Source organism: Pantoea sp. CFCC18179 (assembly GCF_059412405.1).
In genome coordinates this window covers 268491-284204 of sequence record NZ_JBNBPM010000003.1, presented here as the reverse complement: position 1 = coordinate 284204, position 15714 = coordinate 268491, and the positions used below count along the sequence as shown (strand labels likewise).

The window sequence follows — 15714 nt, the reverse complement described above, 5'->3', positions numbered from 1 at the left end:
TCCGCTACAAAGCACAAAGATGGGAAGACGAGCGATCGCCTTGAGTTCCGCATCCCTACGCCGGTATTAGCCGGATCAGGTTCAGAGGGTCACTACGTTGCCAGCACATTTTGCTGACCGGTAGAATCTCAGCCCGCTAACCGGGCACCCCTTGGAACAAGCGGCAGTCTAGGATGGAGCTTGAGCGGGTGTCAAGCAGGCGGCGGGCGAGTTTTGTGCGTAATCTATACTGTTAACTCACCTTAACAACCTTTACAGGCAATGATATGGCAGGCGGTTGGTCAGAAGACGGTGCGGTGCATAAGCAAATTGATGCCACCGTGGATGATGCAGTTGCGCGCGCCCGCGAGCATTTAGGTCACGGTGAGAGTGCCGAATATTGCGATGAATGTGGTGAGCCGATTCCACAAGCGCGACGCGCGGCGTTAGCGGGCGTGCGGTATTGCGTGAACTGTCAAAATAAGATTGATAAACAACAAGCCGTAAGCAGCGGTTATAATCGGCGAGGCAGTAAAGATAGCCAGTTACGTTGATTTCCTTTGCTAAGTTATTTCCAATTAATATTTCCTCTTTATAAGGTTCCTTCATGCTTTTAATGGACTATTTGCAGACCTTGATCCCCGATTTCAATCCTGAAATGACCAAAATTCATTTGGCTCGGCACAATGGTCATGACGATCCTTTAGATGTTTTCATCGCTGGGGAATTTGATGAATGGCAGAGCTGGCAGTCGAAACGCAACTTTTCACGACGATATGTTGTATCACTGATCCAAGCCAAAAATGCTCAGCGATGGCTTTATGCCGGGACATATGCAGTGATTAGCATTGAAGATAAACAGCCTAGAAATGAGGCGTGGCAGCAAGATTTCTATCGCTACACAATGGAAAGAGTGCCCTCAGCAGATGAATTTGCCGGACGTATGTACGTGCAGTCGGTTTATAAAGGTCGTACTTCGTACTTAAATGGTGAAACACTGCAAAATGAACTCACTATTAGCGAGATAACGGCGGTTAAACTCACTTTTGGCGATTTTCCGGGTTACAAAAGTCTCATTCTCTCAAGGGAACAACTCGAACTTATTATCAGGCATGATTTGCCTACCTGGCGAACAGCATTGCAAAATGTCAAAGGCGTTTATCTCATCACAGACACGCTAACCGGCAGGCTTTATGTCGGGAAAGCAAGTGGTTCGGGCGGCTTTTGGAGCCGGTGGAGTTATTATTTCGTCACCGTGCATGGCGGTAATGTCGGTTTGATTGAAGAACTTGGCGAGGCATCACCTGAGCGGCTTAAGGGATTACGCTTCTCTATTCTGGAAGTGATGGATCCCAATGCCACTGAAGAGGAAACGTTGGAACGAGAAAGCCACTGGAAGCAAATCCTGTTAAGTCGCCAAACCGGATATAACCATAACTAGGTTTCATTCCCCGTTATGCGATATTTGGCAGCATTGTGGAATCATCCCTGATTGCAATGCTGCTTTTATACCTTTACTCACCTTATTAGGCTGGTACTAATTCTGTAATATAAGCTTCAATTCATATCCTCAGCCAATTTACGCCGAGTACCAATGCGCAAAAGTGTTCTTCCCGATAGCTCTCCACGCCTGTTAAAAACGCCGCTTGGCCGAAGCATGGCGGTTTTCCTGTTTCTGATCAGCCTGTTGGTGGTGGTGATTAATGCATGGTCGCTGTGGAATTCGTGGCAGCAACGACTGACGGAAAAACAGGAAGATGCGCGCAACTTGTCGTTGTCACTCGCCAAGCAGGCCGAAGATGCCTTTCTTCAGGTCGATATTACCCTGGCCGATGTGGTGCGACAGCTAAGACAAAACGGCAACGATTACGCTGCGACGCCGCTTTTTTTGCATCAAATCAAGGATCAGCAGAGCAAATTGCCACAGCTTCACGGGCTGTTTGTCTACGATACCGCCGGTCATTGGGTGGCGTCGTCGGGCAACTTTACGCCCACCAGCGCCAGTAACGCGGATCGCGACTATTTCATTTGGCATCAAACCCATACCAATACCGATATTCATCTCAGCCACGTGATTCGTAGCCGTTCAACCGGCGATTTGGTGATCCCGGTTTCCGTGCGACTCAACGATAGCGCCGGTAATTTTGCTGGCGTGGCGCTCGCCACCGTTAAAGTGGATTACTTCCGCCAGTATTACAGCTATTTCACTTTGGGCCAGAAGGATGCGTTGGGCTTGATTCTGGCAGACGCGACCGCGCTGTATGTGCGCCCGTTCCCCGATACTTTTATTGGCAGAACGCTGTCGGCCAGTCCGCTGTTTAAAACCGAACTGAAAGCGGCATCCAGCGGCAGTGCAACCTGGCGCTCGGCGTTCGATGGGGTTGAGCGCGTATTTGGTTATACCCGTCTTGAGCGTTACCCGTTGATCGTCACCGCAGGTTATGACCGCAACAGCATTCGCCGCGCCTGGTTGGCCGATAACCTGGTTAATGTGCTGCTGAATGTGGCGTTGTTGCTCACCATCACCGGCATGGGCGTTTTCGTGCTGCGCCAGGTGGGGACCAACGTGCGCAACCAGATTGAGCTGACCCACGTGCGCGATGAACTCACCACCATTAATCATACCTTGCAGTCATTAGCCTTGGTGGATGGCTTGACCGGACTGGCGAATCGCCGCCAGTTTGATGCGCTGCTTGAACAAGCGCTGCTGCGTTCGGAAAAAACCGGCGAACCGCTGTCATTGGTGATGATCGATATCGACTTTTTCAAACGTTACAACGATACCTATGGTCACGTGGCGGGCGATGAGTGTTTACAGGATGTCGGGCAGGCGTTGAAGGAGAGCGTGAAATATCACGGCGACGTGGTCGCGCGTTATGGCGGCGAAGAGTTTGCCATCATTCTGCCCTGCACCCGCATTTTTGAAGCGATGAATGTCGCGGAACGCGCGGTGAATAGCGTGCAGGCATCCGGTATTGCGCATGCCACCACAGATATTATCGACGGCGTTGTCACCATCAGCGCCGGATACAGCACGTTGATCTCGTCAGGCAAAACGGGCGAAGCGGAACAGTTGAAGCAAGAAGCGGATAAAGCGTTGTATCAAGCCAAGCGCAACGGACGTAATCGTGCGGTGGCGTGGAAGGAAGTGGGTTGAGGTTTGAGTGTTTTGCGCAATTCGGTCACCATAAATGGCGACCCTACGACGGGCGCGGAGTGATGTTCAAACCAACACTCTGCGGCGAAACACCTGCATTCTGATCACCGCCAGCAAGATTCCTCCCACAATCAATAACGTGCCGATCACTTTGTTGTGATCCAAAGATTCATGCAGGATCGCCACGCCCATCAGCAGTGCCAGCGCCGGGCTGAGTAGCGACCACGGCAAGATTTGGCTGGCGGGATAACGTTTCAGCAAGCCGTACCACAACGAATAGGCAAAAATCGACGAGCCAAAGGCGCTGTAGATTACGCCCAGCCAGCCGCGCCAACCGGCCTGTATCAGCAGCGTGAATTGATGTTGCTCGGTAAGTAGCGAACTGATGCCCACCAGCGGAATGGCAAACAGCGACAGCCAGCCGGTCATCGCTAATGGCGCAATCGGCGGCAAACGTTTGATTAATACCGTGCTGCACGCCCAGCCGCAGGCGCTGATCAGCAGCCACATCATGCCTTGCCAATGTGCTAACGCCGGGCTACCGGCTAAAATAATCACGCCGATAAACGCCACGCCAACACCGGCGATCTGCCGATAGCTCAGCCGCTCTTTGAGCCAAAACGCGGCTAACAACATGGCAATCGGCGTGCCCATCTGGATAAACACCGCCGTGGTTCCGGCATCGGCGGTTTGCATGCCAATCACCATCAAGCCGAAATGCACAAAGCCGAAGGTGAAGGCCAGCAGCATCATGCCCGGCAACTGGTGGCGCGTAAGACGATGGAACGGCAACAGAATTGCCGCCACCAACGCAAAACGCAGCGTCAGCATAAACAGCGGCGGCAACTCCATCAGACCAAACTTCATGGCGATCACGTTAAATGCCCAGCCGTTGACCACCAGCAGCAGGATCAGCACATCGCGCAGCGACAACGCTTTCACGCGCGCAACCGCGTCGGCGTTTGCAGATGATAATCATGCTCAAGCTGGAATTGACGCGCCAGCGCCAGCAGTTGTCGCTCTGCGCCGTCGCGACCAATCAGCTGCATACCAATCGGCATGCCGTCGCGATCAAATCCCGCCGGTTGGCTGATTGCCGGTAGCGCCGACAAACTCGCCAACGCGTTATAACGCATATTGCCGGTTAACACACTCTCTTCGCGGTCGCCCATTTGAATCGCTTCCAAACCTTTGTGCGGCGCAGTAAACGGCAGCGTCGGCACTAAAATCACATCCACCTGATTGAGATGGTGCAGCAGTTGCATGCGCAAACCGGTGCGGAAACGCTGCGCTTGCAGGTATTCCACCGCCGTAATACTCAAACCGGCTTGCAGCAGTTTGCGCACATCCGCGCCATATTCTTGTGGACGTTCAGCCAGCCACGCCGCATGCAACGACGCTGGTTCAGCAAGGTTGATGAGCACCAGCGCGTTCACCGCCTGGTCGAGTCCGGTGAAACTCAGCGTTTGGCAACGCGCGCCCGCCGCGCTGTACCACTGCACCATTTGGTCATAGGCGGCGGCGACATCCGGCTGCACTTGTTGATGGATATCCGGCAAAAGACCGATGCGCAAACCGGTCAGTTCCGGCAAGGCGCTGAGTTGGCCGGATTGACCATCCAGCGCGTTAAACAGCACTTCACACTCTTCGGCATAGCGCGCCAGCGGGCCAACGGTATCGAGGCTGGTCGCCAGCGGGAAAATACCTTCGGTGGAAAGCCGCCCAACGCCGGGACGCAATCCAGTGATGCCGTTCATTGAAGCCGGTAAACGAATCGAGCCGCCGGTATCGGTGCCCAGCGTTGCTAGAGCGCTGCGCACCGACGCCGCCACGCCGGAACCGCCGCTGGAACCAGCCGGAATGCGCGTGTCATCCCACGGATTGCTGCTGGCACCGAAATGCGGATTGTTGGTGGTGCCGCCCCACGCGAACTCATGCATGTTGGTGCTGCCTATAATTAGCGCACCGGCTTGCTTCAGGCGCTGAACGACAACCGCATCACGGCTGGCGATATTGCCACGCAGGATTTCACTGCCCGCGTGCATCTCTTCACCGGCCAAATCAATGTTGGCTTTGATGGCGATCGGCATGCCGTGCAGTGGGCCGAGATCGTAGCCTTGCTCCAGCATGCGCTGGCTGGCTTTAGCGGTTTGGCGCACCTGCGAGAGATAAATTTCGTTAAACGCGTTGAGATCGTGGGTGATTTCTTCGCGTGCCAGGCAAGCTTCCACCAGTTCCGGCACGCTGGTTTGCCGCGTCCGCAACTGCTGCGCCAGCGTCAGCATCGAATGATCGATTAATTCACTCATGCGGCAACTCCAGCGGCGGTTGCAGCGCGGATACCCACGCATTGGCCGGTAATAAGGTTGGCGGGAAATGTTCGGCGGCGAAGGCGCAAACACCCGCCGCGCGCGCGTCACAATCGGTGAGCAGATGCTGTAATTCAGCGGCATCGGCCGCACAGTGGCGCTGAATCAGCGCCAGACGTAGTGCAATCATGTCCATTGCGGCTCCTTATTTGTCGCCCATCGCATCAACCGCGGCTTTGGCTTTAGTCGCCAGATCGACGTTGACATTGTTCTGATAAGAGGTGGCTTCTGACGGATAGGCTTTGATGTTTTTGGCATACAGCGCGATGTTCATGTTGTTGTCCCACGCCTTCTGCGACACCAGCACATTCTCTGGATAACCTTTGGCATCAATCTCACGCTGTACCGCTTTCTTGACCACGTCTTCAGGCAGCGCCGGGAAGTATTTGCGCGCAATTTGCACCGATTCATCCTGATGCTTATAGATGAAGCGCGAAGCCTGCTCGAATGCGGTTACCACCGCCTGCGCCGCCTGCGGGTTTTTGTCGATATATTGCTGCGTGGTGGTCAGGCTGGAGAAGGCAAACGGATACCAGGATTGCGCCGCCGAGAACGAATACACCACGTGCAACCCGTTCTGCTGTTCAGCCATCGTTACCTGCGGTTCTGCCGCCAGCGCGTAATCGGCGCGACCCGCGGCAACCGCCGGGATTTCGTTGCCAATCGCCACATGCACCAACTTCACGTCTTTCAGGTTGTTCTGTTTAATCAAATAGCTCATGAACGCCCACGTGGTGTCCGGCTGCGGGCTGGTCACCACGCGTTTACCGGAAAGCAGTGCCAGATTGTCCTGCAATGAGGCCGCTTCTTTGCCGAACACGAAGATGGTTGGCGCATTTTGCACGCCCGCCACCACCACGCCTTTGCCGCCGTTTTCACGGGTTTTTGGCACGAACACCGGATCTTGAATCGAGAAATCCGCCGAGCCGCCAATCACCGCCGCCCAGGATTGCGCCCCGCCGCCGCCGGTGCTGATTTTCACATCAACGCCCTGCTGTTTGAAAAAGCCCTGCTCCTGCGCCACATACAGCGGCAGATAAAGCAGCGACTGGAAAGCCTGGTTAATGCGTACCGGCGTGTCGGCAGCCAGCGCAGAATTTACACATACCAATGAAGCCAAAGAAACTGCGGCAGAGATCGTAGCGAAGCGAAATGTTTTCATGATTATTTCCTGTCCCAGGAGAGAATGAGGCGTTCAAGAAAAGCCACCAGCGCGTTAAAACACAGCATCATCAGCATGACCAGCACGATGCCAGCCAGCACAATGTTCATACCGAAGTTGGAGCTACCGAGCAGGATCATGTGTCCGACACCGGCATCCGAAGAGATGTATTCGCCGACGATGGCGCCAACCAGCGCAAATCCGACGTTGAGACGCAATCCCGACAACACCCACAACATCGCTGACGGCACCACCAGCTTGAAGAAAATGGTGCCGCGTCCGGCGTTGAAGGATCGCAGCAAGTTGATTAAGTCGGGATCGGTACGCATCGCGCCTTTGTAAGAGGTGGTCAGCGATACCACCACGCAGGAGAACGCGACAATCACCACTTTCGACAGCATTTCGGTGCCGAACCAGATGATGGTCATCGGCGCAATCGCTAGCACCGGAATCGAGCCAATCGCCGCAATAAACGGCGCAGCTAAATCGGAGATAAAGCGCGAGTACCACAGCAGCAAGCCCAGAATCGAACCGCCAATCGCGCCGACAGCAAACCCGACTAACGTTTCAACCGCCGTGATGCGAATGTCGCTGAGCATCTCACCGCTCTGGAAGCGCTGCACCAGCACATCCCACACCTGCGATGGGCTGGAGAACAGAAACGCATTGATCTTGCCGCTGCGCACGCCCAGCTCCCAACCGCCGAGTAACGCCACCACAATGGCAATCTGCAACACCAATAGCGTGTAACGTCGCGCGTTCGCCGAGCGGAAGAAGGTTTCGCGCGTGCCGCGATTGGCGGTCGCGCTGACCGTTGGGCGCGTAGACACCGTATTCATCGCCATATCATCCTCTCGTTAGTTAACCGGCTCGGGCTGCGTGCCGATGCTGCGCCAGATAAGTTCGTAATATTCGTTGAAGCGCGGCGCTAAGCGACGCTCGGGAATCGATAAACTGTCGGTGCCGAGATCGACTTCAATCTCTTGCACGATTTCGCCCGGACGCGCCTTCATCACGTAGACGCGATCCGATAACGTCACCGCTTCCTCGATATCGTGAGTAATGAAAATCACCGTTTTGTGCTGCTCCTTCACCACGCTAAGCAACTCGCTTTCCAGCGCGATTTTCAGTGGGTAATCCAGCGCTTTGTAGGCTTCATCCATCAGGATGATTTCCGGATTGGTCACCATGGTGCGCATCAGTGCCACGCGCTGTTTCATGCCGCCGGACAGCTGCGACGGATATTTCTGCTCGTAGCCGGTCATTTTGTAGAGCTCAAACAGTTCACGGGCTTTGGCGCGCGCTTCGGCTTTCGGCGTACCGCGTACTTCGAGGCCGAGAATCACGTTGTCGATCACCGTGCGCCACGGGAACAGCAAATCCTTTTGCAGCACGTAACCGAGTTCCGGCGATGGCGTGCCGGTGGTTTCGCGATTTTTCAACAAAATGCTGCCGCTATCGGGCATCAACAGGCCGGTGATGATGTTGAACAGCGTCGATTTACCGCAGCCGCTCGGACCGACAAACGAGACAAATTCATCGCGGTTGGCGTGGAAGTTCAGGTTGCGCAGCACCGTCACTTCACCATCCGGCGTGGGATAACTTTTATGGATACCGGCGGCTTCCAGAACCTTACTCATGGCTTTCCCCCAAAGGTCGCGCGTGGCGATTGTGAACCGTCAACGGCGAAGGCGGCGCCTGCACCGGAACGTAATCTTTCAAGAAGTGATAACCGAGGTAGTCGCTGCTGCGCGCACGCAAAATGGCGGATTGGATTTCTACGTTAACGATCGCCATGCCCTCGCTGGTGCCGCTGTCGGCGAGGATATTGCCGAGCGGATCGATGATGCGGCTGTGGCCGTGATAGTGCAGATTGCCGTGCTGACCGCATAGGTTGGATTCAATCATCCAGCATTGATTTTCCAGCGCGCGCACCCGGCCAAACAGCGTGTAGCTATCGACCATCGGATCAGCATCGCCTGCGCTGCCATCACCGGCATAACCCCACGCCGTCGGCATGATCATGATATCCGCGCCTTTTAACGCCAATTCCCGCGTGCTTTCCGGGAACACTTTGTCGTAGCAAATCAGCATGCCGATGCGGCCAATCGCGGTGTTGAACACCGGGAAATCGCTGCCGGGGTAGTAAACATGTTTCTCGTCGCCGGGCTGGTGCACTTTGCGGTACACGCCGATTAGCCCTTGCGGCCCCAGTAATACCGCGCTGTTGAACAGCACTTCGGCGCGTTCCGGATGGCGTTCAGTCATGCCGAACACCACATGCAAACCCAGTTCACTGGCGGCACGTTGCAACGCTAAAACGCTCTCGCCTTGCGGCACCACTTCAGCTTGTTGCATCTGCCACGCCACCGCATCGCCGTTCCAGTTAAGCGTGTCTGGCAAGTAGCCTTGCAAAACCTGCTCCGGGAACACCACCAGATCCGCGCCCTCTTCGGCGGCGTGCGCCATCCATGTCAGCAAGTTGCTGAGATTGCGTGCTTTATCGTAAAACGCCGGCAAAGTGACGCTAGCTATGGTGATCGCGTTCATGGCAACAGCTCCCAGAAGTTTTTTTCTAAACTGCTACTTAACGCACACTAAGACCAATACATTTTTCTTATAGGAAATTTTTTATCATATGTGAGAAAGTACCCTCACGTTCACTCTGCGGAAGAGAATCTGCATCATGAAAACCACCCGACAGCATGAAGCCTCCGGGCTGGGCGCAGCCACCACTGGCGAGCAGGATTTTGGTATGCGTATCAAAACGATACGTCAGGCGCGCGAGCTGACGCTGGAGCAAGTCGCCGAGTTAAGCAGCGTGTCGATTTCGACGCTTTCGAAGATTGAAAAAGGCCAGGTTTCCGCCTCGTTCGATACCATCGCCAAGATCGCCAGCGCCTTTGATTACTCGTTGGCCGAGTTGTTTGCCGAGGATTTGCCGGATTCACCCGTGACCAGCGGCGCGATTCAGGGCCGCCGAACTTATACGCTGGCAGGTAAAGGCATTGCTTTTACCAATCCCTATTTTCGCTATGAAGTGCATGCGGCTGAATTGCTGGTGAAAGGCATGATTCCGGTGGTGATGGGCATTGAAACCCAGCAATTGCCACCGCCGGAAGCCTGGTCACAACATGCGGGCGAAGAGTTTATTTATGTGCTGAGCGGCGAAGTGATGCTGCACACGCAGTTGTATGCGCCACTGCGCATGGCGCAAGGTGATAGCGCGTATATCGATAGCACCATGCGCCATACCTTTGTGCGGCTGAGCGATGAAGCGGCCAGTTTGATTTCGATTTGCCAGACTGAGAAATTGGATATTGAGGATTTGGCACGCGGGGGTTGATTGATCGTAGGGTCGCCATTTAGGGTGACCGACATAGCTATTCATGCGTTCATTAAGGCGGTCACCATAAATGGCGACCCTACAAGTGCGCATATTAATTAAGGAGTTACAGCCATGGCAGCAAAGGAACACCATTATCAGGTTACGGTACGCTGGACCGGCAATCGCGGCGAAGGCACAACATCCTATACTACGTACGATCGCAACAGCGAGTTGATTGCCGCAGGTAAAGAAACCGTGGCAATGAGTGCCGATCCGGCATTTCGCGGCGATGCATCGCGATGGAATCCTGAAGAACTGCTGCTAGCCTCGGCGTCGGCATGCCACAAACTGTGGTATTTGCACCTGTGCGCCGATGCAGGAATCGTGGTGGAAGCCTATGCAGATGCAGCGGAAGGTACCATGATTGAAGGTACGCGCGGCCGGTTTACCCAGATCACCCTCAAGCCGCGCATTGCGTTGCGCGATCCAGCGGATGAAGCGCGCGCACGTGAATTACATCATCAGGCACATGAAGCGTGTTATGTGGCTAATTCGCTTAACTTTCCGGTGAACTGCGAACCGCAGTTCGAGTGATTTACGCCGCACCGGCTAACGGAGATTGCCAGAGACGCACGCCGTTGCGGCCAGCGCGTTTGACATCGTATAGCGCTTCATCCGCGTGACGCAGCCAATGACGGATGGTTTCCGCATTGGCCGCCGCAGCAATGCCAATACTCACTGAGCAACGAAACTCCGCTGACGCCGGTAAACGCACCTGCGCGATCTTCTCTTTCAGCCGCTCCGCCAACGCCACCACCGATTCATCGGTCGCATGGTGCACAATCACACCCAGTTCATCGCCACCAAAACGTGCCGGAATATCCTGTAAGCCAACATGATTACGCAGCAGCGCCGAGATCTCCGCCAGCAGGAAATCCCCGGCTTCGTGGCCCCACGTATCGTTGACCGATTTGAAGTAATCGAGGTCCATCAACAACAAATAACCCGAACTGTCGCCACGCCGCGTGCTGAGAAATTCGCTCTCCAGACGACGTTCGAACAAACGCCGATTGGGGATTTCTAAACCGGGATCCATCAGCGCGATACGTTCCAATTCGCGGTTTCGTTTGCGCAGTTGCCAGGTGAGATTGTAGGAAGTGACGCTGAGCACCAGCATATAACAGGTCGCCAACGGCAAGGTCAGCCACACGGTTTGTGCGCTAAAGGCCAGATGCACACCGGCACCATCCACCAGCCAAACCATGACAAACGCGCAGAGAAACGCCTGCATCGCCGCGATCAACTGCGCTGCGCCACCAGCGGCATAACGATCTGATGCCAGCACCGCCATGATGATAAATGAGGGCAGCGGACTGAGCGCCATCAACGCCACCCAAATGCCGCCAAACGCGGCATCAAGGGTTAAATTGTGGCGCTCAGTCGCGGTGGAATCATCCGCGCGCAGTGCACGTTGGTAAGCCAGCCACGGCCAAATAAAAGCATTCACAAATAACAGCGCGCTAAACGCCAATCCACGATTCATCTCCATCAACACGGAGAGAATCGGAAAGAAACAGAGAAATGTGCCGAGTTGGCGCATGATCAACATGCGACGAACGAAGCGTTGGGAACGCCGCTTCAAATGGCTATCGTCAGGTGAGTAGTAGTTCATGCACGGGAAGTATCAGATCGACAAGAATTGCAGTTTAACGGGAATTGTTATCAGTTGAGTGCTTTATTTTAAGAATATTTACCTTGCACTTTCACAACCGCACAAAAAAGTCGCATTTTGATCATTTACGAATCTGCTGTTGCAGCAAAATCCCAGAGTTGCATGATTTGAACAATCGCCAGCTCCACCTCATTCAAGGGAATGTCATCGCGCGCCAGCGTTGATATGCCCAGCAGGAAACTGTCGAAACTGACCGCCAGCGCGCGTGTGCCGCGATTATCCTGCAACTCACCCGTCGCAATTCCCCGTTCGATGCAATGGCGAATCCCTTCACGCGTACGACGACGCGAATTTTCCAGCGGCAGCAATAGCGACTTACTCTCTGCGGAGCAGGTAAACAGCGCACTGAGTGCCACCATGCAGCCACGCGGATGGCTAGGTTCATATTGCATCTGCGCAGAATTGCGCAGTGCCGTTTGTAACGCGTCGCGAGGAGGTAAAGCCTCATCCCACAGCGGTTCCGTAACCTGTGCATGGGTTTTGAGATAACACTCTACCGCTTCGTTAAATAGTGCTTCTTTTGAGCCAAAGGCCGCATAAAAGCTAGGCGCGGTAATGCCTTTGCCTATCGAGGCTTTCAACATGGCGAGCGAGGTTGAATCGTAACCATTTTGCCAAAATAAATGCATGGCACTTTTCACGGCTTCTTCCCGGTCAAACTGTCTTGGTCGGCCTGTTTTCATCTGCAATTCCTCCGCGATTTATACTAATCGATACATATTTAATTGACAACGGTTGGATCCGCAACGCAACATATATACCGATCGATATATATTTAGTTGCCATTACGGCAAATTCTCAACTCACTGACAGGCTGAATGATGAAACAACAGGAAGCGACACAATTGCCGGTTTTTGCCCTGCTGGCTTTGGCAATGGCTGGCTTTATCTGTATTTTGACCGAAACCATCCCCGCCGGATTGCTGCCAGAAATCAGCGCCGGGTTAAATATCTCTCCTTCGTTAGCCGGGCAACTGGTTACCGCTTATGCGGCAGGTTCTCTGGTAGCGGCAATTCCTCTGACGTTAATGACCCGTAGCTGGTCTCGCCGCAGCGTGCTTTTGAGTACCGTGGCTGGATTTCTGATTTTCAACACGTTAACGGCGATCTCTGCAAACGTTACAGTGATCCTCGTCGCACGCTTTCTCGCCGGCGCTTCGGCAGGACTGGCGTGGAGCCTGATCGCTGGCTATGCGCGCAGAATGGTGGTTCCGTCACTGCACGGTCGCGCGCTGGCGTTGGCGATGGTCGGCACGCCGATCGCATTATCACTTGGCGTTCCGGCCGGTACGTGGATGGGCGCATTTCTGGGCTGGCGACTGACGTTTGCGGTAATGTCCGGGCTTTCGATCATCCTGATTGGCTGGATACTGCTGGCCGTGCCGAATTATGCTGGTAACGCTGACACGCAGAAAATGTCGCTGGGTGCGGTGCTGTCGATTCCCGGCGTGAAATCCGTGCTGGCGGTGGTGCTGACGTGGATGCTGGCTCACAACATTCTGTATACCTATATCGCGCCCTTTATCGCACCATCTGGCCTTGCTGGAAGAGTTGATCTGGTGCTGCTGGCATTTGGTGTGGCTGCGCTGTGCGGGATTTTTGTCACTGGAAAAATCATCGATAGCCACCTGCGCAAAGCGGTATTGCTATCACTCATGGTTTTCGCCGCGGTGGCGCTGATTTTTGGGCTTGGTGCTAAAGATCCGGCGGTGATTTATCTCGGCGTTGCCGTTTGGGGATTAACTTTCGGCGGTGCCGCAACGCTGCTGCAAACCGCGCTGGCTGATGCAGCGGGTGAACATGCCGATGTGGCTTTATCGATGAATGTGGTGACGTGGAACAGTGCGATTGCGCTGGGCGGGCTAACGGGCGGTGTGCTGCTTGATCACTTTGGTTCCGGCGCTTTTCCCTGGGCGCTTCTACTGCTGCTAATCATTGCTGTGGTGGTGGTTATACGCTCTGAACAGGGTTTCCCGCGCGCCAATAAACACTCTGCTGAGGCGGTGAGAAGCCAATAAGGTTTGCGGCCAAAGGATGATCAGATCATCCTTTGGCCGCTCTGCATATCGATTGTTTAGCGCGCGGCGCCTTGCAACCTAAACTGCGCCACCAGCCGTTCCAGCATCATCGCTTGCTCTTCCAATGAGTTTGCTGAGTGCGAAGAAGCGCTGACCAAAGTGGCGTTTTGCTGCGTGGTGGTATCGAGTTCACCGACCGCGCGCGCAATCTGCTCAATGCCGCGACTTTGTTCATCTGATGCGGCGGAAATCTCTTCCATGATGCCGTTCACCCGCGCAATGCTATTCACAATCTGTTCCATAGTTTCACCGGCACGCGCAACCTGCTGATGGCCATTGCTGATGCGTCCTACCGATTCGCTGATCAACTGCTCAATGTCTTTTGCCGCACCGGCGCTGCGCTGCGCCAGGTTACGTACTTCACTGGCAACCACCGCGAATCCACGGCCTTGCTCACCGGCGCGCGCCGCTTCGACGGCGGCGTTCAGCGCCAGAATGTTGGTCTGGAACGCGATGCTATTGATCACGGCGGTGATGTCGGCGATTTTCTTCGAGCTATCAGAAATTTCGCCCATGGTATTCACCACATCACGCACCGCAATGCCGCCCTGATTGGCATTGTGCGAGGCTTCAGCCGCGATTTGGCTGGCCTGACGCGCATTGGCGGCGTTGTTTTTCACCGTGGCGGTAAGCTGTTCCATGCTGGCGGCTGTTTCGACGACTGCCGCCGCTTGCTGTTCGGTACGCGATGATAAATCGAGATTGCCCTGATTAATCGCGCTGGCCGCCTGCGATACGCTACTGACGCTACTCAGCACATCGCCAATCATGCTGCGCAAACGTTCGTTCATGCGTCCCATCGCTGACGTCAGTTTGCCAAGTTCGTCGTGGCGATCGGTAGCGAACTGCGAACTGAGATCGCCGCTGGCAATGCGTTCCGCCAAGGCTAAGTTGTGGAATACCGGACGAGTAATCTGGCGAATGATGTACCACGCCACCAAAATACCGAACAGAATCGCCAAGCCGCCAATCAACAGGGAAATCGCCGCTGAACCGTTCGCCAGTTCATCGTTACGCGCCTTGACGATGGTGATGATCTTTTTGATCGCCGCGCTGCTGTTATCACCCGCGACTTTCACCGTATCTTCCGCCGCACGCAGCTGACCGTAAGCATCCGCCGCTTGCAGGCTGAGGCTTTTGAATTTTTCGGTGTCCTGCCAAACCGCATTAAATTCGCCCTGCTGTTCCGGCGGCAACTGCGCTAACAACGCCTTCATGCCTTGATCGGCCTGCTGGAAATGCGTTTCCAGCGTTTTACGCAGCGCATCGGTCACGTTAAAGCGCAACGCCCAGGCTTCTTCACGCACGTTGCTGATGGCAAAAAGCTGTTGGTAGATTTTATTGGTGATGTCGGGATTGGTGACGGGTGTACGAATCAGTTGCGTGTAGCGCGCAGTCATGTCCTGCTGGCTCAAGCTATCAAGCTGGGAACGCAGGCTGTTAAGTTGCTGCGTCGCTTGCGTCATCGCGCCAATGCTGTTCTGGAAGCTGGCGAGATGCGTACCCAGTTGATCCACTAATTGTCGGGTATCATCGCCCCAACTCAGCTGCTTCGCCTCATTGTTCAACTGCTGCGCATGAGTGACGTAATTCGCCATCACCTGACCGGATTTATCATCGCCATAAAGATATTTAAGTCGGTTAATTTTGGCCTGAAACACTTCGATGTTGATGTCATAAATCAGATTAGTTTTCTGATAGATGTCGTGAATAGCGTTGAAACGCTGCACGCTGAGCCCGGTTGCCAGCGCTACTAACAACAGCACGATGCCGAATCCTGCCGACAATTTACGGGTGATGCGCACATTACGTAATCGGGATACCAGCCCCATGTTCCCTACTCCTGCGATTGTTGTTTTTGTAAAGTTTGTAAAGGAGTTATCGGAGCGAAACGGGAATTGTTTAAAGC

16 protein-coding genes and 1 riboswitch are annotated in these 15714 nt (G+C 54.4%); of the genes, 6 read left to right on the top strand and 10 right to left on the bottom strand.

Translation table 11 applies throughout. The annotated features are described in order from the left end of the window. Positions 1–35 precede the first annotated feature (35 nt). Positions 36–162: riboswitch (TPP riboswitch) on the bottom strand. Between the two features lie 104 nt (positions 163–266). The 3 genes from ACPUC7_RS08965 to ACPUC7_RS08955 all read left to right on the top strand — a co-directional run bounded on the left by ACPUC7_RS08965 (position 267) and on the right by ACPUC7_RS08955 (position 3136). Continuing rightward, on the top strand, positions 267–533 hold the full coding sequence (locus tag ACPUC7_RS08965) for a DksA/TraR family C4-type zinc finger protein (RefSeq protein ID WP_494922634.1): 267 nt from the start codon (positions 267–269) through the stop codon (positions 531–533). 53 nt (positions 534–586) lie between these two features. Next, positions 587–1420 (top strand): GIY-YIG nuclease family protein, encoded by an 834-nt coding sequence (locus tag ACPUC7_RS08960; RefSeq protein ID WP_494922633.1) that lies wholly within the window; start codon positions 587–589, stop codon positions 1418–1420. 153 nt (positions 1421–1573) lie between these two features. Next, on the top strand, positions 1574–3136 hold the full coding sequence (locus ACPUC7_RS08955) for a sensor domain-containing diguanylate cyclase (protein ID WP_494922632.1): 1563 nt from the start codon (positions 1574–1576) through the stop codon (positions 3134–3136). Between the two features lie 66 nt (positions 3137–3202). Here the strand turns inward: ACPUC7_RS08955 and ACPUC7_RS08950 are convergent, their stop codons facing one another. From ACPUC7_RS08950 to ACPUC7_RS08920, 7 genes are read right to left on the bottom strand one after another with little or no spacing between them, the layout of a single operon-like run. Beyond that, the gene (locus ACPUC7_RS08950) at positions 3203–4069 is read right to left on the bottom strand and encodes a DMT family transporter (protein ID WP_494922752.1); all 867 of its coding nucleotides are present in this window, start codon (positions 4067–4069) and stop codon (positions 3203–3205) included. A gap of 5 nt (positions 4070–4074) precedes the next feature. Further along, entirely contained in the window at positions 4075–5445 is a 1371-nt protein-coding gene (locus ACPUC7_RS08945) for an amidase (RefSeq protein WP_494922631.1), read from the bottom strand. Beyond that, entirely contained in the window at positions 5438–5641 is a 204-nt protein-coding gene (locus ACPUC7_RS08940; protein WP_494922630.1) for a hypothetical protein, read from the bottom strand. Before ACPUC7_RS08940 ends, ACPUC7_RS08945 begins: the two co-directional genes overlap by 8 nt. A 9-nt stretch (positions 5642–5650) precedes the next feature. Next, the gene (locus ACPUC7_RS08935) at positions 5651–6667 is read right to left on the bottom strand and encodes an ABC transporter substrate-binding protein (RefSeq protein ID WP_494922629.1); all 1017 of its coding nucleotides are present in this window, start codon (positions 6665–6667) and stop codon (positions 5651–5653) included. Between the two features lie 2 nt (positions 6668–6669). Continuing rightward, complete coding sequence (locus ACPUC7_RS08930; protein WP_494922628.1) at positions 6670–7506, bottom strand: ABC transporter permease; 837 nt, start codon at positions 7504–7506, stop codon at positions 6670–6672. An 18-nt stretch (positions 7507–7524) separates the two neighbouring features. Next, a complete protein-coding gene (locus tag ACPUC7_RS08925; protein ID WP_343550613.1) occupies positions 7525–8307 on the bottom strand; it encodes an ABC transporter ATP-binding protein in 783 nt (260 codons plus the stop codon). Continuing rightward, complete coding sequence (locus ACPUC7_RS08920) at positions 8300–9217, bottom strand: carbon-nitrogen hydrolase family protein (RefSeq protein ID WP_343550615.1); 918 nt, start codon at positions 9215–9217, stop codon at positions 8300–8302. Before ACPUC7_RS08920 ends, ACPUC7_RS08925 begins: the two co-directional genes overlap by 8 nt. A gap of 136 nt (positions 9218–9353) precedes the next feature. On the opposite strand from ACPUC7_RS08920, the gene ACPUC7_RS08915 reads away from it, so the two are divergent. Further along, positions 9354–10013 (top strand): helix-turn-helix domain-containing protein, encoded by a 660-nt coding sequence (locus ACPUC7_RS08915; protein WP_494922627.1) that lies wholly within the window; start codon positions 9354–9356, stop codon positions 10011–10013. Between the two features lie 114 nt (positions 10014–10127). Beyond that, the gene (locus ACPUC7_RS08910; RefSeq protein ID WP_494922626.1) at positions 10128–10589 is read left to right on the top strand and encodes an OsmC family protein; all 462 of its coding nucleotides are present in this window, start codon (positions 10128–10130) and stop codon (positions 10587–10589) included. Between the two features lies 1 nt (position 10590). Here the strand turns inward: ACPUC7_RS08910 and ACPUC7_RS08905 are convergent, their stop codons facing one another. Both ACPUC7_RS08905 and ACPUC7_RS08900 read right to left on the bottom strand, forming a co-directional pair. Next, entirely contained in the window at positions 10591–11667 is a 1077-nt protein-coding gene (locus ACPUC7_RS08905) for a diguanylate cyclase (RefSeq protein WP_343550620.1), read from the bottom strand. Positions 11668–11792: 125 nt separating this feature from the next. Further along, the gene (locus tag ACPUC7_RS08900; RefSeq protein WP_494922625.1) at positions 11793–12410 is read right to left on the bottom strand and encodes a TetR/AcrR family transcriptional regulator; all 618 of its coding nucleotides are present in this window, start codon (positions 12408–12410) and stop codon (positions 11793–11795) included. Between the two features lie 135 nt (positions 12411–12545). Between ACPUC7_RS08900 and ACPUC7_RS08895 the strand changes: the two genes are divergently transcribed. Beyond that, a complete protein-coding gene (locus ACPUC7_RS08895; protein WP_494922624.1) occupies positions 12546–13745 on the top strand; it encodes an MFS transporter in 1200 nt (399 codons plus the stop codon). Between the two features lie 56 nt (positions 13746–13801). On the opposite strand, the gene ACPUC7_RS08890 is transcribed toward ACPUC7_RS08895, so the two are convergent. Next, positions 13802–15637, bottom strand: a complete 1836-nt coding sequence (locus ACPUC7_RS08890; RefSeq protein WP_494922623.1) for a methyl-accepting chemotaxis protein — start codon at positions 15635–15637, stop codon at positions 13802–13804. Positions 15638–15714 lie beyond the last annotated feature (77 nt).